Origin of the sequence: Citrobacter freundii complex sp. 2024EL-00216 (assembly GCF_043945515.1) — a bacterium.
Classification (GTDB): Bacteria; Pseudomonadota; Gammaproteobacteria; order Enterobacterales; family Enterobacteriaceae; genus Citrobacter; species Citrobacter portucalensis.
Window position 1 is genome coordinate 1 of the sequence record NZ_JBIMRA010000038.1, and the last position, 20,563, is coordinate 20,563.

General features: G+C 58.1%; 21 protein-coding genes and 1 pseudogene. 19 read left to right on the forward strand and 3 right to left on the reverse strand.

The annotated features are described in order from the left end of the window. Nucleotides 1-436 precede the first annotated feature (436 nt). The 14 genes and pseudogenes from ACHHZ7_RS24390 to ACHHZ7_RS24455 all read left to right on the forward strand — a co-directional run bounded on the left by ACHHZ7_RS24390 (nt 437) and on the right by ACHHZ7_RS24455 (nt 13,667). Nucleotides 437-2,116, forward strand: a complete 1,680-nt coding sequence (locus ACHHZ7_RS24390) for a Mu transposase C-terminal domain-containing protein (RefSeq protein ID WP_003830788.1) — start codon at nt 437-439, stop codon at nt 2,114-2,116. Nucleotides 2,117-2,118: 2 nt separating this feature from the next. Next, nucleotides 2,119-3,027 carry a TniB family NTP-binding protein gene (locus ACHHZ7_RS24395; protein ID WP_003830789.1) on the forward strand — a complete coding sequence of 303 codons (909 nt, stop codon included), beginning with the start codon at nt 2,119-2,121 and terminating at the stop codon, nt 3,025-3,027. After that, nucleotides 3,024-4,241, forward strand: a complete 1,218-nt coding sequence (locus ACHHZ7_RS24400; RefSeq protein WP_003830790.1) for a TniQ family protein — start codon at nt 3,024-3,026, stop codon at nt 4,239-4,241. The genes ACHHZ7_RS24395 and ACHHZ7_RS24400 overlap by 4 nt, the downstream gene beginning before the upstream one ends. 60 nt (nt 4,242-4,301) lie before the next feature. Further along, nucleotides 4,302-4,394: pseudogene (locus ACHHZ7_RS24405) on the forward strand (recombinase family protein); the annotation flags it as partial. 107 nt (nt 4,395-4,501) lie between these two features. Beyond that, nucleotides 4,502-6,001, forward strand: a complete 1,500-nt coding sequence (gene istA / locus ACHHZ7_RS24410; protein ID WP_024012635.1) for an IS21-like element ISPst3 family transposase — start codon at nt 4,502-4,504, stop codon at nt 5,999-6,001. Then, the gene (istB, locus tag ACHHZ7_RS24415; RefSeq protein WP_395149219.1) at nt 5,994-6,797 is read left to right on the forward strand and encodes an IS21-like element ISPst3 family helper ATPase IstB; all 804 of its coding nucleotides are present in this window, start codon (nt 5,994-5,996) and stop codon (nt 6,795-6,797) included. Before istA ends, istB begins: the two co-directional genes overlap by 8 nt. A 354-nt stretch (nt 6,798-7,151) precedes the next feature. After that, entirely contained in the window at nt 7,152-8,273 is a 1,122-nt protein-coding gene (locus ACHHZ7_RS24420) for an ISAs1-like element ISPa60 family transposase (protein WP_010455375.1), read from the forward strand. Between the two features lie 282 nt (nt 8,274-8,555). Continuing rightward, nucleotides 8,556-8,999 (forward strand): peptide-methionine (R)-S-oxide reductase MsrB, encoded by a 444-nt coding sequence (gene msrB / locus ACHHZ7_RS24425; RefSeq protein WP_003464965.1) that lies wholly within the window; start codon nt 8,556-8,558, stop codon nt 8,997-8,999. 1 nt (nt 9,000) lies between these two features. Further along, complete coding sequence (gene msrA / locus ACHHZ7_RS24430; protein WP_003464967.1) at nt 9,001-9,540, forward strand: peptide-methionine (S)-S-oxide reductase MsrA; 540 nt, start codon at nt 9,001-9,003, stop codon at nt 9,538-9,540. A gap of 140 nt (nt 9,541-9,680) precedes the next feature. Beyond that, entirely contained in the window at nt 9,681-10,385 is a 705-nt protein-coding gene (locus ACHHZ7_RS24435) for a glutathione S-transferase N-terminal domain-containing protein (protein ID WP_003464969.1), read from the forward strand. Continuing rightward, nucleotides 10,382-11,350 carry a magnesium and cobalt transport protein CorA gene (locus tag ACHHZ7_RS24440; protein ID WP_023294901.1) on the forward strand — a complete coding sequence of 323 codons (969 nt, stop codon included), beginning with the start codon at nt 10,382-10,384 and terminating at the stop codon, nt 11,348-11,350. Before ACHHZ7_RS24435 ends, ACHHZ7_RS24440 begins: the two co-directional genes overlap by 4 nt. Nucleotides 11,351-11,797: 447 nt before the next feature. Next, complete coding sequence (locus tag ACHHZ7_RS24445; protein WP_002118279.1) at nt 11,798-12,811, forward strand: zinc-binding alcohol dehydrogenase family protein; 1,014 nt, start codon at nt 11,798-11,800, stop codon at nt 12,809-12,811. A gap of 72 nt (nt 12,812-12,883) precedes the next feature. Further along, nucleotides 12,884-13,315 (forward strand): heme-binding protein, encoded by a 432-nt coding sequence (locus ACHHZ7_RS24450; protein WP_005006001.1) that lies wholly within the window; start codon nt 12,884-12,886, stop codon nt 13,313-13,315. A 58-nt stretch (nt 13,316-13,373) separates the two neighbouring features. Then, entirely contained in the window at nt 13,374-13,667 is a 294-nt protein-coding gene (locus ACHHZ7_RS24455) for a DUF1330 domain-containing protein (RefSeq protein WP_010591688.1), read from the forward strand. 325 nt (nt 13,668-13,992) lie between these two features. Here the strand turns inward: ACHHZ7_RS24455 and ACHHZ7_RS24460 are convergent, their stop codons facing one another. Then, the gene (locus tag ACHHZ7_RS24460) at nt 13,993-14,463 is read right to left on the reverse strand and encodes a hypothetical protein (protein ID WP_003464979.1); all 471 of its coding nucleotides are present in this window, start codon (nt 14,461-14,463) and stop codon (nt 13,993-13,995) included. Nucleotides 14,464-14,930: 467 nt separating this feature from the next. On the opposite strand from ACHHZ7_RS24460, the gene ACHHZ7_RS24465 reads away from it, so the two are divergent. The 4 genes from ACHHZ7_RS24465 to ACHHZ7_RS24480 all read left to right on the forward strand — a co-directional run bounded on the left by ACHHZ7_RS24465 (nt 14,931) and on the right by ACHHZ7_RS24480 (nt 17,347). Next, nucleotides 14,931-15,533 (forward strand): sulfite oxidase-like oxidoreductase, encoded by a 603-nt coding sequence (locus ACHHZ7_RS24465; protein ID WP_003464980.1) that lies wholly within the window; start codon nt 14,931-14,933, stop codon nt 15,531-15,533. Then, nucleotides 15,526-16,272, forward strand: coding sequence for a ferredoxin reductase (locus ACHHZ7_RS24470; RefSeq protein ID WP_002118292.1), 747 nt, complete (start codon nt 15,526-15,528; stop codon nt 16,270-16,272). The genes ACHHZ7_RS24465 and ACHHZ7_RS24470 overlap by 8 nt, the downstream gene beginning before the upstream one ends. 453 nt (nt 16,273-16,725) lie before the next feature. After that, nucleotides 16,726-16,998: a glutaredoxin 3 gene (gene grxC, locus ACHHZ7_RS24475; RefSeq protein ID WP_005005995.1), complete on the forward strand. Its 273-nt coding sequence runs from the start codon at nt 16,726-16,728 to the stop codon at nt 16,996-16,998. A 67-nt stretch (nt 16,999-17,065) separates the two neighbouring features. Continuing rightward, complete coding sequence (locus tag ACHHZ7_RS24480; RefSeq protein WP_003464986.1) at nt 17,066-17,347, forward strand: DUF427 domain-containing protein; 282 nt, start codon at nt 17,066-17,068, stop codon at nt 17,345-17,347. Nucleotides 17,348-18,643: 1,296 nt separating this feature from the next. Here ACHHZ7_RS24480 and sdhC read toward each other — a convergent pair. After that, entirely contained in the window at nt 18,644-19,018 is a 375-nt protein-coding gene (gene sdhC, locus ACHHZ7_RS24485; RefSeq protein ID WP_005005993.1) for a succinate dehydrogenase, cytochrome b556 subunit, read from the reverse strand. 730 nt (nt 19,019-19,748) lie between these two features. Here sdhC and ACHHZ7_RS24490 point away from each other — a divergent pair. Beyond that, nucleotides 19,749-20,267, forward strand: a complete 519-nt coding sequence (locus ACHHZ7_RS24490; protein WP_003464991.1) for a YkgB family protein — start codon at nt 19,749-19,751, stop codon at nt 20,265-20,267. Nucleotides 20,268-20,296: 29 nt separating this feature from the next. On the opposite strand, the gene ACHHZ7_RS24495 is transcribed toward ACHHZ7_RS24490, so the two are convergent. Beyond that, nucleotides 20,297-20,524 (reverse strand): AraC family transcriptional regulator, encoded by a 228-nt coding sequence (locus ACHHZ7_RS24495; RefSeq protein WP_080753847.1) that lies wholly within the window; start codon nt 20,522-20,524, stop codon nt 20,297-20,299. Between the last annotated feature and the right edge of the window lie 39 nt (nt 20,525-20,563).

A 20,563-nucleotide genomic window follows, 5' to 3' on the forward strand; every position in this document is an offset into this window, starting at 1 on the left:
GTACCAGCGTACGGCCCACAGAATGATGTCACGCTGAAAATGCCGGCCTTTGAATGGGTTCATGTGCAGCTCCATCAGCAAAAGGGGATGATAAGTTTATCACCACCGACTATTTGCAACAGTGCCCATGATAGCACCATTCAGTGAGAGTAGCCAAACTTTACAGACAAGTTAGTAAAGTATCAAGCGCCTGCCCGTGAGGAACTTCAGACAATGGCCGACAGCGGGGCTTCGCATTCCGGGGCGCGATCAATTTGTCGCGAAATTCCTAAGTTGTGCGACAGCTTGCCGCCTGTCATTTTCAGAAGACGACTGCACCAATTGACGGGGCGTAACGCCAGGTGTGCAGTCGGCTCCTGACCACGCAATATCAGAAGTCATCTGCACCAATCTCGACTATGCTCAATACTCGTGTGCACCAAAGCGAGGTGTGAGCATGGCGTCAGACACATTACCAATTGCCGAGCAGGGCGTGGCCACCCTGCCCGATGCGGCATGGGCACAGGCCCGGCACCGGACCGAAATCATCGGGCCGCTGGCAGCGCTTGAAGTGGTTGGGCATGAAGCCGCCGATGCCGCTGCTCAAGCGCTGGGCCTATCCAGGCGGCAGGTGTATGTCCTGATCCGGCGTGCCCGGCAAGGTGCTGGGTTTGTGACGGACCTGGTTCCCGGCCAGTCCGGCGGCGGAAAAGGCAAGGGACGCTTGCCGGAATCAGTTGAGCGCATCATCCGCGAGTTGCTGCAAAAGCGCTTCCTGACCAAGCAGAAGCGTAGCCTGGCGGCGTTCCACCGCGAGGTCGCGCAGGCTTGCAAAGCGCAAAAGCTACGGGTGCCGGCGCGCAACACTTTGGCCCTGCGGATCGCCGGCCTCGACCCGCTCAAGGCCACTCGCCGCCGGGAAGGTCAGGATGCGTCCCGCAGCCTGCAAGGTGTCGGTGGTGAGCCTCCCGCCGTGACCGCGCCACTGGAACAAGTGCAGATTGATCACACGGTCATCGACCTGATCGTGGTGGACGAGCGCGACCGGCAACCGATTGGCCGTCCGTATCTGACCATCGCCATCGACGTGTTTACCCGCTGCGTGCTCGGCATGGTCGTCACGCTGGAAGCGCCGTCATCTGTTTCGGTCGGCCTGTGCCTTGTGCATGTCGCCTGCGACAAGCGTCCCTGGCTGGAGGGTCTGAATATAGAAATGGATTGGCCGATGAGCGGCAAGCCCAGGCTGCTCTACTTGGACAACGCGGCCGAGTTCAAGAGCGAGGCGCTGCGCCGTGGCTGCGAGCAGCACGGCATCCGGTTGGACTATCGTCCGCCAGGGCAGCCGCACTACGGCGGCATCGTGGAACGGATCATCGGTACGGCGATGCAGATGATCCACGATGAATTGCCAGGGACGACCTTCTCCAACCCTGACCAGCGCGGGGACTACGATTCCGAAAACAAGGCCGCCCTGACATTGCGTGAGCTGGAGCGCTGGCTCACGTTGGCGGTGGGCACCTATCACGGCTCTGTGCACAACGGCCTGCTTCAGCCGCCGGCGGCGCGCTGGTCAGAAGCCGTGGCGCGTGTCGGTGTACCGGCTGTCGTCACCCGCGCCTTGGCTTTTTTGGTCGATTTCCTGCCCATCATTCGCCGTACTCTGACTCGCACCGGCTTTGTCATCGACCACATTCACTACTACGCCGATGCGCTCAAACCGTGGATCGCACGACGCGACCGCTTGCCCGCTTTCCTGATCCGGCGCGACCCGCGTGACATCAGCCGTATCTGGGTGCTGGAACCGGAGGGGCAGCATTACCTGGAAATCCCCTACCGTACCTTGTCGCACCCGGCTGTCACCCTCTGGGAACAACGGCAGGCGCTGACGAAATTGCGGCAGCAGGGACGCGAACAGGTGGATGAGTCGGCGCTGTTCCGCATGATCGGGCAGATGCGCGAGATCGTGACCACCGCACAGAAGGCCACGCGCAAGGCGCGGCGCGACGCGGATCGACGCCAGCACCTCAAGGCATCGCCTCCGCCGGACAAGCCGATTCCGCCGAAAACGGACGTTGCTGATCCGCAGGCAGACAACCTGCCTCCGGCCAAACCGTTCGACCAGATCGAGGAGTGGTAGCCGTGGACGAATATCCCATCATCGACTTGTCACACCTGCTGCCAGCTGCACAGGGGCTGGCTCGGCTGCCGGCGGACGAGCGCATCCAGCGCCTTCGCGCCGACCGCTGGATCGGCTACCCGCGCGCGGTCGAGGCGCTGAACCGGCTGGAAACCCTGTATGCGTGGCCAAACAAGCAACGCATGCCCAACCTGCTGCTGGTTGGCCCGACCAACAACGGCAAGTCGATGATCATCGAGAAATTCCGGCGCACGCATCCGGCCAGCTCCGACGCGGACCAGGAACACATGCCGGTGCTGGTCGTGCAGATGCCGTCCGAACCGTCGGTGATCCGCTTCTACGTCGCGCTACTTGCCGCGATGGGGGCACCATTGCGCCCGCGCCCACGGCTGCCGGAAATGGAGCAACTGGCGCTGGCACTGCTGCGCAAGGTCGGCGTGCGCATGCTGGTGATCGACGAGCTGCACAACGTCTTGGCCGGCAACAGCGTCAACCGGCGGGAATTTCTCAACCTGCTGCGCTTCCTCGGCAATGAGCTGCGCATCCCATTGGTCGGGGTCGGCACGCGCGACGCCTACCTGGCCATCCGCTCGGATGACCAATTGGAAAACCGCTTCGAGCCCATGATGCTGCCGGTGTGGGAGGCCAACGACGATTGCTGCTCACTGCTGGCCAGCTTCGCCGCTTCGCTTCCATTGCGGCGACCCTCGTCGATTGCCACGCTGGACATGGCCCGCTACCTGCTCACACGCAGCGAGGGCACCATCGGCGAACTGGCGCACTTGCTGATGGCGGCGGCCCTCGTCGCCGTGGAGAGCGGCGAGGAAGCGATCAACCACCGCACGCTCAGCATGGCCGATTACACCGGCCCAAGCGAGCGGCGTCGGCAATTCGAGCGGGAACTGATGTGAAGCCAGCGCCACGCTGGCCGCTGCATCCGGCTCCCAAGGAAGGCGAAGCCTTGTCTTCATGGCTCAACCGCGTGGCCCTTTGCTATCACATGGAGGTGTCCGACCTGCTGGAGCACGATCTTGGTCACGGCCAGGTTGATGACCTGGATACCGCGCCACCACTGTCGCTGCTGATGATGCTCTTCCAGCGGAGCGGCATCGAGCTGGACCGGCTGCGTTGCATGAGTTTCGCCGGCTGGGTGCCTTGGCTACTGGATAGCCTTGATGATCAGATTCCAGACGCATTGGAAACCTATGCGTTCCAGCTCTCGGTGCTGCTGCCGAAACTCCGCCGTAGGACGCGATCCATCACGAACTGGCGTGCCTGGCTGCCCAGCCAGCCGATACATCGCGCCTGTCCGCTCTGTCTGAACGACCCGGCAAACCAAGCCGTACTGCTTGCATGGAAGCTGCCCCTGATGCTGAGCTGCCCGCTGCATGGTTGCTGGCTGGAATCCTATTGGGGCGTGCCTGGGCGGTTTCTCGGCTGGGATAACGCCGACACTGCGCCGCGCACCGCCAGCGACGCGATTGCAGTGATGGACCGGCGTACCTGGCAGGCACTGACGACCGGCCATGTGGAGCTGCCGCGCCGACGCATCCACGCTGGATTGTGGTTTCGGCTAATACGCACGCTGCTCGATGAGCTGAACACCCCGCTTTCGACGTGCGGAACCTGCGCGGGGTATCTCCGCCAAGTATGGGAAGGCTGCGGGCATCCGCTGCGTGCTGGGCAAAGTCTGTGGCGACCGTATGAAACCCTGAACCCGGCAGTACGATTGCAGATGCTGGAGGCGGCGGCAACGGCAATCAGCTTGATTGAGGTGAGGGATATTAGCCCGCCAGGCGAGCATGCAAAGCTGTTCTGGTCCGAGCCCCAAACCGGGTTCACCAGTGGCCTGCCGGCGAAAGCGCTGAAGCCCGAACCCGTCGATCACTGGCAGCGTGCGGTCAAGGCCATTGATGACGCCATCATTGAAGCGCGGCACGACCCCGAGACGGCACGCTCGCTGTTCGCGTTGGCTTCCTATGGTCGGCGCGACCCCGCTTCCCTGGAACAGTTGCGCGCTACCTTCGCGAAGGAAGGCATCCCCACGGAATTTTTGTCACATTACGAGCCTGATGAGCCCTTTGCATGTCTTAGACAGAATGACGGGTTAAGTGACAAATTTTGACGACCAGAACTTTCCGGTTCACACTGTCACATAATCGAACGTATATGTGACAGGTACGACATGCTGATAGGCTACATGCGGGTATCGAAGGCGGACGGCTCCCAGGCTACCGATTTGCAGCGCGACGCGCTGATTGCCGCCGGGGTGTTGCCGCTGACCGAAAACTGACCCAGTAGAGGCTGTTCTGCCGACTGAAAACTGACCCAGGTGTTCAACTGCTTCTGCTCAATTTTTGAGCAGGAGAACACAGGGTGATCAGTATGGAAATGATGGGCAAAATTCGCCGGATGTATTTCCGCGACAAGCTGTCGCTGCATGAGATAGCCAAGCGCACCGGGTTGGCGCGCAACACGATTCGCAAGTGGGTCAGAGCACCTGAGGCCAAGCCGCCGGTCTACCAACGCCGCGCGATCTTCAACAAACTCAGCCCTTTTCACGCCACGCTGGAGCAGGCGCTAAAAGCCGATTCGCTGCGGCCCAAGCAACAGCGGCGCAGTGCCAAGGCGCTGTTGGCGCAAATCAAAGCCGAAGGTTATGACGGTGGCTACAGCCAGCTCACCGCGTTTATCCGTGCCTGGCGAGGGGGACAGGGCAAGGCGTCGCAGGCCTTTGTGCCGCTGACCTTTGCTCTTGGCGAGGCGTTTCAGTTTGACTGGAGCGAGGAAGGCTTGCTGGTCGGCGGCATTTACCGGCGTATGCAGGTGGCACATCTGAAGCTGTGTGCCAGCCGTGCGTTCTGGCTTGTGGCGTATCCGAGCCAGGGCCATGAGATGTTATTTGACGCCCATACACGCTCGTTCGGCTCCTTGGGCGGCGTGCCGCGCCGGGGCATCTACGACAACATGAAGACCGCCGTCGACAAGGTCAATAAGGGCAAAGGCCGGGCGGTGAATGCGCGCTTTGCGGTGATGTGCGCGCATTACCTGTTCGATCCGGACTTCTGCAACGTCGCCGCTGGTTGGGAAAAGGGCATCGTTGAAAAGAACGTGCAAGACAGCCGCAGGCGTATCTGGCTAGACGCCCAGGACTGCCAGTTTCACTCCTTCGAGGAACTCAATGCCTGGCTGGGCCAGCGCTGCCGCGCGCTTTGGAACGAGCTGACGCACCCTCAATACAGCGGGCTGAGTGTGGCCGAAGTGCTGGAGTTGGAGCGCGCTGAACTGATGCCTGTGCCAGCGCCATTCGACGGTTACGTCGAGCGGCCTGCGCGGGTCTCCAGCACCTGCCTGGTCAGCGTCGGGCGCAACCGCTACTCGGTGCCGTGTGAGTATGCGGGTAAGTGGGTCAGCAGCCGTTTGTATCCGACGCGAATCGAGGTGGTGGCTGACGACGCGCTGATCGCCAGCCATGTCCGCTTGCTGGATCGCGACCAGGTCAGCTATGACTGGCAGCACTACCTCCCGCTGATCGAACGCAAGCCCGGTGCGCTGCGCAACGGCGCGCCCTTTGCTGATCTGCCGGCGCCGCTGCGTCAGCTTAAGCACGGTCTGGGGCGTCATGCCGGCGGTGACCGGATCATGGCGCAAGTTCTGGCTGCCGTACCGGTCGCCGGGCTCGATGCGGTGCTGGTGGCTGTTGAGCTGGTACTGGAAAGCGGCAGCCTGAGCGCCGAACACATCCTCAATGTCGTGGCGCGCCTGGCCGCGACCGAACCACCACCCAGCGTCGAAACCCACTTGTCGCTCAAGGAAGCCCCCGTCGCTAACACGGCGCGCTACGACCGCCTGCGTGGCCAGACCGAGGAGATCGGTCATGCGTGATTTGATGGCGGAACTCAAGGAGCTGCGCCTGCACGGCATGGCCACGGCCTGGGCGGAGTTGACTGCGCAGGGTGAGTCGAACACAGCCTCGTCCAAGTGGCTGCTCGAACACCTGCTGGAACAAGAGCACACAGATCGCGCCATGCGCTCGGTGAGCCACCAGATGAACATGGCCAAGCTGCCGATGCACCGCGACCTGGCCGGCTTCGACTTCAGCGCCTCCAGCGCAGACGCTCGTTTGATCAGCGAACTGGCCAGTCTGGCCTTTACCGACACCGCGCAGAACGTGGTGCTGATCGGTGGGCCTGGCACCGGTAAAACCCACCTGGCCACTGAGCTGGCCGTGTCCGGCATCACCCGGCACGGCAAGCGCGTGCGCTTCTACTCCACGGTCGATCTGGTCAATCTGCTGGAGCGCGAAAAGCACGACGGCAAAGCCGGGCGGATCGCCCAAGCTCTGCTGCGCATGGATCTGGTCATCCTCGACGAACTGGGTTATCTGCCCTTCAGCCAGGCCGGCGGTGCGTTGCTGTTTCACCTGCTATCCAAGCTGTACGAACACACCAGCGTGGTGATCACCACCAACCTGAGCTTCGCCGAATGGTCGAGCGTGTTCGGCGACGCCAAGATGACCACCGCCCTGCTGGATCGGCTGACCCACCACTGCCACATCGTCGAAACCGGTAACGAGTCCTATCGCCTGCAACACAGTAGCTTGGCGGCCCAGGCCAAGATCAAATCACGGGAGCGAAAGCGTAAGGGCGGCCAGGAACCGGAGGACGATGAGCCGTTCTGATTTCATGGCGACGACGGCCTGCTACATGGCTGCGTGTGGCAGGTCTTAAACAACTGAACTGGGCTAGCGAAGGAGTGGGGGCAACAGCAGCTGCGCTGGTAGACTTATCCACAGTTGCTGGTAACAAAATCAGCAATCCGCCCTGGGTCAAATTTCAATCGGCAGGGTGGGTCAATTTTCCATCAGCGCCAACACACTAAGCAACCATCAGAAAATTTTGACTGTACGCCAAAAAATTCGCATCTACCAGCATCTAAACAGGCGTTGCAGGGCAATCGCATGAACGCCTGCCGATTTGAATGAGTCCTTTCCCAGCGGGCATCCTGAGCGCCTCTCTACTCAGGATGCCCTGCAATGTCGCATCACATACCAATCTCCGATGTTCTGGTCGCCATCAATGATCCCCGTCAGCAGGGCAAGATTCGTCACGACCTGGTCGAAACACTGGTCGTGGCTATCTGCGGCGTGCTTGCCGGCGCTGACACCTTCATCGAAATCGAACTCTGGGCTGAGCAGCGGCTGGACTGGTTCCGCCGTATTCTGAAACTACCCCACGGCATTCCCTCACACGACACCTTTGGACGGCTATTCAGCCTGATCGATCCAGAGGAGTTCGAGCAGGCCTTCCGCTGTTGGGTTGCGGCGATCCTACCGGCCCTTTCTCCGCAAGTGGTTGCCCTAGACGGCAAGACCAGTCGCCGCTCCGGCAAGAAAAACACGGCCCCGTTGCACCTGGTCAGCGCTTTTGCGGCTGATTCAGGGCTGATTCTCGGGCAGAGGGCGACCTCCCAGAAGTCCAACGAGAAGACCGCCATTCCTGAGCTGCTGGCCACACTGGCGCTTGAGGGCTGCACCGTGACGATCGATGCCATGGGTACCCAGCCGGACATTGCACAGGCCATTCTCGATCGCGGGGCGCACTATCTGCTGGCCATCAAGGGAAACCAGCCGAAGCTGGCCGAAGCGATCGATGACTTCGCTGACACCTTTTTGGACGGCGATCCTGCCCGGGTACCCCATGCGCACTTCGAGCATGTCGAGAAGGACCATGGCCGGCTGGAGGTTCGTCGCTGCCATGTTTTCGACCAACTCCAGTGCCTGCCACAGCCAGAACGCTGGCCAGGACTGCGCACTTTCGTGATGCTGGAGTCCGAGCGGACTGTGGGCAACCAGACCAGCCTGGAGCGCCGTTACTACATCAGCAGTCTTGCTCCGGATGCAGAGCGCATCGCACATGCCATCAGGGCGCACTGGGGCGTGGAGAACCGCGTCCACTGGTGCATGGATGTCATTTTTGGTGACGATCAGATGCGGATCCGAACCGGGCATGCTGCCCACAACATGGCCGTTCTCAAGCAACTTACATTGAATTTGATCCGGTTGGATCCGGTCAAGCGCAAGGGTGGCATCAAGGCACGAAGGCTGATTGCTGCAACCTCTGATGATTATCGGGCTGAACTATTAGGTCTCAGGTGAGCTTCATGCGATTGCCTTGACAGGCGTTGTTGATTATCATAAAACACTGACACTGTATTATATAATCGTGCTTTTGTGTTATTTTTTTAATATTTACTGATTACGTACTTGCTTAACCACTCAGTTGCGCTAGAACTAATAGACGCGAAATTTAAATCTCTAATTTTCCAACACTTAGTAAAACCTCGTTTGCCATCCCACTACCATTGTAGGAGCAAATCAGGAGACATAAAAAATTAGCGGTAGCGTGCCTGGCCCTCTAGATAAGTATTGGAGACTGTAATGAAGTTTGAAAAGTCACAGACAGCAATCGACCACCTGACTCCCGAGCAACACCGAATTACCCAGGAGGCGGGCACCGAAAGGCCCTTCACGGGCGAGTACAACGACAACAAGGAGCCTGGCATCTACGTCGACATAGTGTCGGGAGAGCCACTGTTCGCTTCGACGGACAAGTTCGATTCGGGTACTGGCTGGCCCAGCTTCACCAAGCCGATCGTTTCGGCAAACGTGAACGAGGTGCGGGACAGCGCACACGGCATGGTCCGGACGGAGGTCAGGTCAGTACACGCAGACAGTCATCTCGGCCATGTGTTCCCCGATGGTCCTTCCGACCGCGGCGGTCTGCGGTACTGCATCAACTCAGCGTCCCTTCGCTTCATCCCGCGCGACGAGATGGAGTCCGAGGGATACGGTGAATATCTCGATCAAGTAGAGGAGGCTTAACATGCATCAGCGCGCTGTTCTCGCAGGAGGATGTTTCTGGGGCATGCAGGATCTGATCCGCAAGCGGCCCGGCATCATCTCGACCCGTGTGGGTTACACGGGCGGCGATATTCCGAACGCCACGTATCGTAATCACGGCACGCATGCCGAGGGGATCGAGATTGTCTTCGACCCGACAGTGACGAGCTACCGGAACATCCTGGAATTCTTCTTCCAGATCCACGATCCGACGACGCTGAACCGCCAGGGCAATGATCGTGGGCTCTCCTACCGGTCGGGCATCTATTATGTCGACGAGGAGCAGAAGCGCGTCGCCGAGGATACGATCGCCGATGTGGATGCCTCGGGGCTGTGGGATGGCAAAGTGGTGACCGAGGTCCAGCCGGTCGGCGAGTTCTGGGAGGCCGAGCCCGATCACCAGGATTATCTGGAGAAGCGCCCGGGCGGCTACACCTGCCACTTCGTCCGTCCCGGCTGGGTGCTTCCGAAGCGCCAAAAGGTTGACGACGTACAGCCAGCGGCCGGGACCGCGGCGGAATAGGCTTCACTGCCGTTGCCACTGCGCCGATCCGGTCCGCAATCTTCGTGACCGCGTCGTTCAGCGACGCGGTCATCGAACCCTACTTCAGAGTGACGGCTCGTTCCAGTCAGTCGCCATCGCAACACCAGGATCGCAGATTTATGCCAGACCTCTCGTCCTTTCCGATCACGCAGCGCTGGCCGGCATCTCATCCCGATCGCCTGCAACTCTACGCAGCCCCTACGCCCAATGGCGTCAAGGTCTCGATCATGCTTGAGGAGACTGGCCTGGCGTACGAGCCCCACCTGATCGACATCTCGAACAACGAGTCGAAGGATCCGGCGTTCGTGTCGCTGAACCCGAACGGACGCATACCGGCGATCATCGATCCGGCTGGCCCTGACGGTAGACCCATCGCCTTATGGGAATCCGGTGCGATCCTCCTCTATCTGGCCGACAAGACGGGTCAGTTCATCTCCACCGAACCAGGCCAGCGTTACGAGACCCTAGCGTGGGTGTTCTTTCAGATGTCGGCCATCGGGCCGATGTTCGGTCAGCTCGGCTTCTTCCTGCGATTTGGCGGCAAGGACTATGAGGACAAGCGGCCGCAACAGCGCTTTATCGACGAATCCACGCGTCTGCTGGGGATTCTGGATCGCCGGCTGGAAGGCCGCGACTGGATCGTCGACGACTATTCGATCGCGGACATCGCGACGCTCGGCTGGGTGAATGCGCTGGTGGAATTCTACGCTGCGGGTGACATCCTTGGCCTCAGCAGCTTTTCGAACGTCCGCGCATGGCTTGGACGCGGGCTGGCTCGACCGGCCGTCCAGCGTGGCCTCCACATTCCCGCGAGGCCAGCATGAGCATCATCGCCGCCTATTATTACAACGAAGGCAAGCGAGTTCGCGAAATCGCGCTCGATGAGCACGTCAAGTTGGGCGAGAGTCGCTCGGGCTTCTGCTGGATCGCGCTTAGCGAACCCACCCCCGAGGAACTACTCGCGATCCAAAGGACATATAATCTTCATCCGTTGGCGATCGACAACGCGATGCACCCGCTGTGCCCGCCCAAGCTCGAGGTCTACAACGATGAGTTGTACGTCGTCGCGCAGACCGCCGAGCTGGTCGGCGACCGGATCAGCTACGGCAAGATGGCGATCTTCACCGGTCACAATCACCTTATCACCGTGCGGCACGGCAATGCCGGAGCGCTGGGCAAACTTCGGGAGCAACTCGAGGCATCGCCGACGCAGTTCGGCAAGGGTGTCGACTATGTGCTGCACGCGATCTTGCATCGCGTGGTCGACCAGTATCTGCCCATCTTCGAAATGATCGAGGACGACGTCCTGGCGATGGAGCGACGGTCGCTGCACGATTTCCTCGGGCCAGAAGAGGTGGCGCGAATCTTCGAACTAAGGTCCGAACTCACGCGGTTCCAGCGCACGCTCGGGGCTATGGCCGAGCTGGTGCGAAAGCTCGTTCGCGGCCACTTTCCCTGCATCAGCGCCGAAATGACACCATATTTCCACGACGTCGCGGACCATGTCCACCGCGTGCAGTCCATGGTCGACGGCCTCCTGCTTGTCCTGTCCACGGTCTTTGAGGCCAGCGTCCTTCTTGAAGCGCAAAGGACGGGGGTGATCACCCGCCAGCTGGCGGCTTGGGCGGCAATACTGGCAGTCCCGACGGCGATCGCTGGAATATACGGCATGAACTTTAAGCACATGCCGGAGCTGGACACGGCCTACGGATACTTTGTCGTGCTCGGAGTGATAGCGATATCGTGCGTTTTCCTATTTGTGCGCTTCAAGAAGGCTAAGTGGCTGTGAATACTGCCCATCGTTTTCTTCGCCGTCATCTGACGGTTACAGCGGGCCTTATACGGAAGCTTGTCCAATCCAACTCAAGATGAAGGTGCGTCCATGACATAGCAGCTGACCGACGCTCTACAAGCAGTTCAGTCCTTCATCGCCAAGGGCTAAGACCGCGAATAGCGCGTCAAGGACAGCAATCTCGTCGATCTCGAGCCAGGATCAACCATCGGTCCGTGCGGCATCTGCGTCGACGCGGCGTTTCGCCTCGGAAGCGGTGATGATGGCGATAACGCCTCCACCCTCTACGCGATCACCGATCCGGCGACCGAGCATAAGGGCCTGTTGATCGACGTGTTCGATGAAATCTGCTACCGCGACCCAGTTCAAGAGTCGGGACCTCAATGTAGAAGAAGTTGACTAACGAGCATTCGCGTCATCCGATCAAGCAAGCTGGAGACATTTATGAAAGCCATTGGTTACAAGGTTCCGGGACCCATCGCCGCGGATGCCGCGCTGGTCGACATCAATCTGCCTCGGCCTGTCGCTGCAGGATACGATATCCTGGTTGAGGTGAAGGCCGTCTCGGTCAACCCGGTCGACTACAAGGTCCGCAACAGCACGCCGCCGGCAGATGGCGATTGGAAGGTGCTGGGATGGGATGCCGCCGGGATTGTGCGCGAGGTCGGCCCCGACGTCACGCAGTTCGAGTTAGGCGACGAGGTCTATTATGCCGGATCGATCACACGGCCCGGTACCAATGCGGAGTTCCATCTCGTCGACGCCCGGATTGTCGGTCACAAACCTGCGTCGCTCTCCTGGGCGGAAGCGGCGGCGCTGCCGCTGACGACGTTGACGGCCTGGGAGGCGATGTTCGACCGCCTGGACGTGGCGAAGCCCGTACCCGGTGCGGCGGAGGCGATCCTCATCATCGGTGGCGCGGGCGGGGTTGGGTCGATCGCCGTCCAGATCGCGCGACAGCGCACGGACCTCACCGTCATCGCCACAGCCTCTCGACCGGAAACCCAAGAGTGGGTAAGAGGGCTTGGAGCTCACCACGTCATCGACCATTCTCGTCCGCTCGCGCCACAGATCGCCGAACTCGGCATCGGTGCTCCCGCTTTCGTCTTTTCGACCACACATACCGAGCAACATGTCGCCGACATCGCCGAACTGATCGCCCCACAAGGACGGTTCGGACTGATCGACGATCCCAAGGCATTCGATATCATGGTTTTCAAGCGCAAGGCGGTGTCGATCCACCACGAGCTGATGTTCACGCGGTCGATCTACGGCACGCCCGACATGAATGAGCAGGGCGAGATTCTGGATGCGATGGCAGCGCTGGTTGACGACGGCAAAATCCGCACGACGCTGACCCGGCGACTGTCGCCGATCAATGCCGCCAATCTGAAGACGGTGCATGCACTGATCGAAAGTGGCGCGGCTAAAGGCAAGATCGTCCTCGAAGGCTTCTAACGACCGCGATCGCCAAACATCTTGTCCAACCTCAAAAAGCCGAACGGGTTATGCCCCAGCGATGAGAATCCCATGACCAAATCTATTGCCACCGCCTCGATCAACCGCGAAACCGCAGTCGCCCTCATCGACGCGGCGCTCGCTGCGGCCCGTGCCATCGGCATCCCGGCTGCCGTCGCCGTCGTCGACGCCACCGGTAACCTGCGCGCGTTCGAGCGCACCGACGATGCGCCGTTCCTTACCGTCGATGTTGCCATCGACAAGGCCTGGAGTTCCGCCTCGTTTGGGTTCCCGACCCATGTCTGGAACGACTATGTGACCAACGATCCAAAAGTGGCGCCGCTAGCCTATCGCCCTCGGATGGTCGCTGTCGGCGGCGGTTATCCGATTCTGGAGGATGGGAAGTTGATCGGCGGCATAGGCATCTCCGGAGGCAACTATCAGCAGGATCAGGATGCGTGCGTCGAGGCACTCATGAAAATCGGGTTCCAGTTGCCAGCCTGACGACTGTGAGGCCATCACCGGTGGTAATGGCCAACAGATCCAACCTTTGAGAGGCCTAATGATGGAAGCGTTCGTCGTCTTTACGCGGGAAGAAACCAGCGACCCACATGCACTCGCAACCTATTCTGCAGGCGTCGGACCATCGTTCGATGGTCACGACGTTACCTTTCTCGCCGCTTATGGCGCGATCCAGCATTTGGAGGGGCCGCCCATCGAAGGGGCCGTAATCTTGCGTTTCCCGACGATGCAGGCCGCTCGCGACTGGTATGACAGTCCCGCCTACCAAACCATCGCTGCTCAACGCTTTGCCGGTTCCCGTTACCGCGCCTTTATCATTGAAGGGCGGCGGTGACATACCGACAGAAGCACTTCGGCGCTGACCACGAGGTATCGGCGTGTGAACTCGCATCTTGGGAATCTGTGGGGGGGACCAAGACAGCGGCGCTAGGGGCTCATATCGTCGATCGGATCAGAGAGTTGCTCGGCGAGAATGGGTTATCTATTGCCGAGCTGACGGAGCGGAGCCGCCCTCTCCCAACGGATTGATTCAATCGTTGACGCTCCTCCTATCCGGATCCGGGTTTTCGCACGCTGATCAACAGAGTTACAGCGCGCAACGCCTGTAGTGGGCATCAGGGGATGGGTGGCAATCAGGATGATTGCCCACCTTCCAACGATTAACCTTGCTCAAGTTGCTTCACTAGTCGCTCCGCGTCGAGATGGAAGTCCGAGAAAACAATGCTACCGCCAGCGTCGATAACCGTAAACCACGGAGTTCCTCGTGTGCGGTAGTCTTCCATGAAGGTTGGAAACGGCGAGCCGGTCGGTTGCTCGTCGTGACCGAAAACGATAGGAAGCTCATACTTGAGCTGGTTCACGCGCAACTTCTCGAAGGTATTCTCATGCGTTCCTTCGAAGACGGTCTGGATCACTGCGAACCCCACGTCTTTTGAGCTCAACGCTGCATGCAACTTTTGTAGCGTCGGAAACCCATGCAAATGGCAACCTTGGCACCAATGCTGGAAGGCAAACAAGATTTTCGGGCCGGGCCCGATATCTGACAGTTTGAACGGCGCGATACTTTCCCCATCTTTGCCAATCCATTTTTGCACCCGCAGCTCAGGCGCTTGTCGTTCGATCTCGTTCATCTGATCCTCCAACCCCGATACAGAAGCTTAGTGGATGATCGCGCGTCGCGACGGTGCGCGAACGTCCGACCTTATTTTCCCTATTTCCTGAAGCCAGAATAGATCAGATCGACATTTCGTCCTTAATATACTCAAGCTGCCGGCGAGCGCGAACTGGGCAACCATGCGCTGGTGAGCCTTGAGCTTTGCACGCTGCCCATCCGTTTGAGAGCGAACCTGCAACTTCCGCTCCGCATACCGCAGATCAGCGTACGCAGCCTTGGGGTTATCTACCCTATAGCCATTGGGTATTGGGAATCATGCTGGCCTGACGCTATGTTCGATACGCGATTTTTTACGATGATAGAGCATCTGTATCTGATTTTTAGTCGATTGGCTTATTCGGCGGATGTGCGGGCAAATGCTTTACGCAGAGTACTGAAATGAAGGCCGGCTTCGGTCTGCCGTATCGAGCAAGAGGGGTCACTATGGTCACCAGAGGTTTCACCGGTCGCGGTTCAGGCGACCAGTCCGATCGGATTCCGCCAGGTCAGCATCTGGTGGAGGATTTCCCTGTTCTGTCGGCCGGCCCTACGCCGAGGGTAGAGCCCTCCGACTGGAAATTCACAGTCAAAATTGGTCCGAAGCCCGTCAAAACGTGGAATTGGGGCGAATTCAACACTCTACCAAAGACCCAGGTGACAAAGGATATTCACTGCGTCACCTCTTGGTCCAAACTGGATACCGTTTGGGAGGGTGTACTCATTGAAGACATCCTTGCAGATGCAGAGCTTGATCGGCCTACCGATTTCGTCTTGGCGCACTGCTACGATAATTATTCGACAAACGTCCCTCTGACGGATCTGCTTTCCGGGAAAGCGATGGTCGCCCTCAGTTATGCGGGCAAGCCACTTTCCCGCGATCATGGGGGGCCGGCGCGTCTTCTAGTGCCGCACCTTTACTTCTGGAAATCCGCCAAATGGGTGAATGCGCTGCAATTCACGACGCGTGACGAGGCCGGCTTTTGGGAGCTGCACGGCTATCACATCTACGGCGATCCGTGGCGCGAACAACGATACACCCATGACTGAAAACGAAGCGCAAGTCCGTTCGTGGCAATCATGCGTGATCGACGACATCATCCAGCAAACACCGAGTATCAAGAGCTTCTTCCTTCGGTTGAGCAAGCCGTTCGCGCACACCGCAGGTCAGCACGTCGATATCCGGCTGACCGCGCCCGACGGCTACAGTGCAATGCGCAGCTACTCGATCGCGTCATCGGCAGTTTCGACCCCGATCGTCGAGATAGCTATCGAGCGCATGCCGGATGCCGAAGTTTCGCCGTTTTTTCACGACATCGCGGCGATTGGTGACGAAATCGAAGTTCGCGGTCCGCTCGGTGGCCATTTCCTTTGGCCTGAGCCTGCCATAGATCCGGTTCTGTTGATCGGGGGAGGCTCCGGCCTCGTGCCGTTGATGGCAATGATCCGGCAGCGCCGCGCATTGGCCCAAGCCGTTCCGACAGCGTTGCTCCTGTCCGCACGAACCGCCGAGGACGTTCTCTTCTCAGAAGAACTTCATTGCATCGAAATCAGCGATCCGGCGTTCGTCCTGGCGCTCGCGATTACGCGCGAGAAACCGGTTCGCGCATCGGACTTTGCGCGACGGATCGACGGCATGATGGTCCAAGAAATTCTAACCAGGCTTCAGGGAAAGCCGACGCAAGTGTTCGTCTGCGGGTCTAACGGATTCGTCAACATCGCAACCGATAGCGCGCTGCTGGCGGGCTTGGACGCCTCCATCATCAAGACGGAGCGCTACGGGGGCTAGCGGCGCGAGCTATCTCACGTCGCGCCGATCGTAGACGTGCGCCCTGGGAAGCTTTGGCGATCAACGTGAACCGTTTTGCCGAACACAGTCTTCGTACCCCCCGGCCTCTAGAACGCCTTCGCTCGCGATACCTGGCTCGACATCAAGCTCAATTTGAAAGTTCCTGCACTATCCGTCGTCCTGATATGCTCGACCAGCATGATGGGCGATTCGAGCGGGACCGCTTCCGTCCCAATCGAGGCTCGGTTACCTTAGAGCATCGGCTCGGCGCTACAGGAGGCGCGTGCGGCCTCTGCCTGGCGGTGAAAGCACTTTGGGCCATGTCGCCTGGATAGCGGCCAATCGTCAGCATCTGCTCCGATGTCGGCCAAGGTGCAGTCGCCATCTTTGAACGCCGCGAATTGGAGATCAACGCCATGACAGCGATCCGCGTGCAACTGCCGGAGATGCAATATGACAACTGATGTATTGCTGTACACCACGAATTGGTGCCCGTTCTGCCGCCGAGCGAAGGCGCTCCTCAAGGAAAAGGGCGTGCGATGGAAGGAGCTCGATATTGAGGCGGATCCGGCTCACCGGCAGGCCATGGCGGAAGCGTCGGGGCGAAGCTCCGTGCCGCAGATCTTCATCAATGGCACCCTTATCGGTGGCTCCGATGAGCTATTCGCGCTCGATGTCAGAGGCGAGCTCGACAAACTTCTCGGGCGCAACCCGCCTGCCACCTGAGGAGGTGCGGCTTGGGGCAGCCAGCCCGCGAGCCTTCGCCGGTTGATGAATACAAAAGGAGAGTCCGTTGGTCTCAGCCATCTGGAAAGACACTACTATCGCCACAAGCGACGAAACAGTCATCGTCGAGGGAAATCACTACTTCCCACCGTCAGGAGTCGACCTGAGCCTGCTTGAGATGAGCCCGCACACATCTGTCTGTCCGATCAAAGGCGCCGCGCGCTTCTTTCATGTTCGCGCGGGTGACGCGCTCAACGTGAACGCCGCTTGGACCTATCCCGCCCCCACTCCGGATGCCGAGGGTATCCGGGATTACATCGCTTTCTGGAAAGGCGTGGACGTTGCCTAGCAGACTGGACGGACGACTTCGCTGATAGCCATGCGGGCGCCGACATCTCAATTATCCTGCCCACCCCGGGCCTCGTCGGCTGCAGGAATCTGCCCGGCACCTTAGCGCGACCCGGCACTGGCGGTCTCGCACCCGCCGCGCCTCTGTTCTATCAATAAGGATGGATGACATGGAGCATTCCGAGTTCGATGCCGCTTTCGCGAAGCTTGCGGAGGGATACAGAGAAGGGACTTATGAAGGCCGGCGTTTCAGCTTGATCGTCCGGCGATCTGGGGACGGACGTCGCAACAGTCTGTTCGCCAGGGAGTTGGACGGGACTGACATTGTCAGCTTCAACCTCTTCCGCGTTACATCAGATAGGACATTGTTGAAGCCGTGCGAAATGTCCGCCGAAAAGGTCGTAGCGTTCGTGCTGGAGTTCCGACCGGACACCTGACGGGCAGAAGAAGATCCCGGCCAACCGGCGCGCCTGCGACGGCCGGCTATCTAAGGCTGCGCAAGCCTATAGCCGCAGCTCATTGCACTTCGTCTGGCGAGGAATTCAACATCGATACGTCGCCATCCGCGGGGATATCGGTACAGGCGCCCGTGTAAGCCAGATTGAGAAATCCTAAGCGATGACTAACACCAATGACGCCACCCTTCCGACACATTCTATTCTTGAGGAATGCACAGCGATGGCTGTCGTCAACGCTCTGAAGATTATTCTGAAGAACAGCTACGCGATCTACCTTAAGACAAAAAATGCCACTCGGGCGCATCCCGCCCCTACTTCAGGGACTTTCACTTGCTTCTCGCTCTGTCACTCACAGCATCGGCACGCCCATGACGCATGGTATCCAGGCCTCATAATTTTCCCATATAACCTTCTTGTCTTTTGCGCACCCAGAAAGACTCGAGGCTTTAACTGGACAGATGAGCCCTCGAGGGTAGTGTTCACCTGATTGGCTTTCTCATATCTGATGTTGATTCGCACAGTGTGCCAACCAGGTGATAGTTTCAAAAAACCTGCGCTTCAGAGCGAATTAGACGATCTTCGATAAGAGCGATCCGCCTCAAAATCCAAAACATCTAACATTGTCCTAGAGCCATATTTGTACCTAGTACTATGGCGCTCCCATTAACACATTTGATGATGCACAGAAAACTTAGCTCATGATAGCTTTCAGCTAACAGCTATTCGGAAGCCCGAAAGGATTCAACCGTTTAAGCGTGAACCGTCGATTATAAATACTTTCGTAAGTTAGCTTTAAAGGACGCTTTTAGTCCTTGTAAATACGCATTACGACTCCACAGCTACCAAATCCATACGGCGCCAGCAACCATTAAAACACCCGACACTACTAAAACAATAGTAGAGGCGCGATTGCTGCCTTTCAAAGTATGACCAACACCCACATCCATAACTAGGTGTCGAATTCCGGCTACGAGATGATAAATAAATGAAGAGTATACCAACCAGAAACTAACTTTGCCGAAAGGTGAAGAAAAAATCTCCTTGACTTCATTAAAACCCTTTTCTGACTCCAACGATTTGCTCAGCATATACAGTATCAGTCCCAGAAAAATAAAGAGCATAATTCCTGAAATCCGGTGCAGAATCGATGTAAGCGCCGTGAGAGGAAGCTGAATGGTTCGAATATCAAGATTAACCGGCCGCTTTTTATTCATTTTGACTCCAGTCAACAATTCTAGTGGGGGATTTCAGTTTTCGATCTCATTCATCATAGCAGCTGTAACTAAGGCTGGCGGCGACAATAATGGAGATATTCGGGGCTTACGTTGCATTTTGAGGTCGCAAGTGCATGTGCGTAAATTGAAGCAAATTGCAAGGTTATGCCCAATAGGTAGCTAGCTTATTAATTTAACAAAAGTGACGTGTGTCGTTCTGCAGGGCATGCTGTTCCCCAACCCTGGAAAACCTATCCTCTTTAACACGTCAAAGTCGATTGATAGGCTTGCTGCAACAGCTATCTGCCCGGTTGAAGTCGAAGATCGATGTATCTGTAGGGTTTGGAAATAAATGCGGGCGCCCACCGCACTCACGGCTCAGTTACCATTCTTTGTGCATCGCGGCCGCGCGGCTAGTTGGTAGCTGTTCTAAGCCTAGTCAGTGCCGCCCTTCGCCCCAAGCCCCATAGTCAGATTTGAGAAATGACAGTAGGCGATGCCGCAACGCGCTTCATCGACCTATGTAAAACGACTCCTTTATCGAAATAGTGCACTCATCGCTCTCCACGGCGATCCCTTCATCGCGAATTGCACCGCCCAAGACGATCTGCACTGAAATCAATACTTTCTGATGCCTCTTGATTAGAGATGCCAGCCATAATAATCTCATCGCCAACGCATACGGCGTTCGGCAGCCAACACACTCTCACTCACTACTGGAAGCTCAGACATGAAAACCATAGGCATTGAAAACTCGAAGTCCAGCGTACAGGCCCACTTAACGCTTGGAACCAAAACTATGGGGCTAGGTATCTATGGCGCGTACTTGGCTCTCGCTATTATTTACTTCTGGTTCGGCGGCATGAAATTTACCCACTACGAGGCCGAGGGCCTGGTTCCACTGGTGAGCAACAGCCCGCTTTTGGGATGGGTGTATAGCATTTTTTCGGTCGACATGTTCTCCAGCCTGCTCGGCATACTAGAGATTTCGATCGGCACTCTGATCGCAGGCCGCATGCTGTCGCCCAAACTATCCGTGGTAGGAGGCGCTCTGTCTGCAGGCCTGTTCTTCACAACCCTTAGCTTTATGTTTTCCACTCCGGGCGTCATTGAGCCTAGTTTAGGGTTTCCGGCGATTTCCGTTGCGCCAGGTCAGTTTCTGCTTAAAGACTTAGGGTTGCTTGCTGTTTCGATATTTGTGGCAGGCCATTCGCTGGTTGAACTGGAAAAACGTAAAATTAATGCATAATTTTTTCAATGGCTTAAGGCAGTAATGCCTTAGGCCTTTTTGCCATCATTTTCCCCCGCCAGATCTTTCAACCAGTCACGAGGGCTCAACCCCGTCTTGCGTCTAAATGCGCGAGACAGCGCCGAAGGACTTTCGTAGCCGACTTGAGCTGCAATCAGCGTAATCGAGCGGGCACTGTTGCAAATAGTCGGTGGTGATAAACTTATCATCCCCTTTTGCTGATGGAGCTGCACATGAACCCATTCAAAGGCCGGCATTTTCAGCGTGACATCATTCTGTGGGCCGTACGCTGGTAC

What these genes read in the sequence shown, in the direction of transcription:
- ACHHZ7_RS24390 (WP_003830788.1), top strand. Translation starts at nt 437, where the DNA reads ATGGCGTCAGACACATTACCAATTGCCGAGCAGGGCGTGGCCACCCTG.
- istA (WP_024012635.1), top strand. Translation starts at nt 4,502, where the DNA reads ATGGAAATGATGGGCAAAATTCGCCGGATGTATTTCCGCGACAAGCTG.
- istB (WP_395149219.1), top strand. Translation starts at nt 5,994, where the DNA reads ATGCGTGATTTGATGGCGGAACTCAAGGAGCTGCGCCTGCACGGCATG.
- ACHHZ7_RS24420 (WP_010455375.1), top strand. Translation starts at nt 7,152, where the DNA reads ATGTCGCATCACATACCAATCTCCGATGTTCTGGTCGCCATCAATGAT.
- msrB (WP_003464965.1), top strand. Translation starts at nt 8,556, where the DNA reads ATGAAGTTTGAAAAGTCACAGACAGCAATCGACCACCTGACTCCCGAG.
- msrA (WP_003464967.1), top strand. Translation starts at nt 9,001, where the DNA reads ATGCATCAGCGCGCTGTTCTCGCAGGAGGATGTTTCTGGGGCATGCAG.
- ACHHZ7_RS24435 (WP_003464969.1), top strand. Translation starts at nt 9,681, where the DNA reads ATGCCAGACCTCTCGTCCTTTCCGATCACGCAGCGCTGGCCGGCATCT.
- ACHHZ7_RS24440 (WP_023294901.1), top strand. Translation starts at nt 10,382, where the DNA reads ATGAGCATCATCGCCGCCTATTATTACAACGAAGGCAAGCGAGTTCGC.
- ACHHZ7_RS24445 (WP_002118279.1), top strand. Translation starts at nt 11,798, where the DNA reads ATGAAAGCCATTGGTTACAAGGTTCCGGGACCCATCGCCGCGGATGCC.
- ACHHZ7_RS24450 (WP_005006001.1), top strand. Translation starts at nt 12,884, where the DNA reads ATGACCAAATCTATTGCCACCGCCTCGATCAACCGCGAAACCGCAGTC.
- ACHHZ7_RS24455 (WP_010591688.1), top strand. Translation starts at nt 13,374, where the DNA reads ATGATGGAAGCGTTCGTCGTCTTTACGCGGGAAGAAACCAGCGACCCA.
- ACHHZ7_RS24460 (WP_003464979.1), bottom strand. Translation starts at nt 14,463, where the DNA reads ATGAACGAGATCGAACGACAAGCGCCTGAGCTGCGGGTGCAAAAATGG.
- ACHHZ7_RS24465 (WP_003464980.1), top strand. Translation starts at nt 14,931, where the DNA reads ATGGTCACCAGAGGTTTCACCGGTCGCGGTTCAGGCGACCAGTCCGAT.
- ACHHZ7_RS24470 (WP_002118292.1), top strand. Translation starts at nt 15,526, where the DNA reads ATGACTGAAAACGAAGCGCAAGTCCGTTCGTGGCAATCATGCGTGATC.
- grxC (WP_005005995.1), top strand. Translation starts at nt 16,726, where the DNA reads ATGACAACTGATGTATTGCTGTACACCACGAATTGGTGCCCGTTCTGC.
- sdhC (WP_005005993.1), bottom strand. Translation starts at nt 19,018, where the DNA reads ATGAATAAAAAGCGGCCGGTTAATCTTGATATTCGAACCATTCAGCTT.
- ACHHZ7_RS24490 (WP_003464991.1), top strand. Translation starts at nt 19,749, where the DNA reads ATGAAAACCATAGGCATTGAAAACTCGAAGTCCAGCGTACAGGCCCAC.
- ACHHZ7_RS24495 (WP_080753847.1), bottom strand. Translation starts at nt 20,524, where the DNA reads ATGCCGGCCTTTGAATGGGTTCATGTGCAGCTCCATCAGCAAAAGGGG.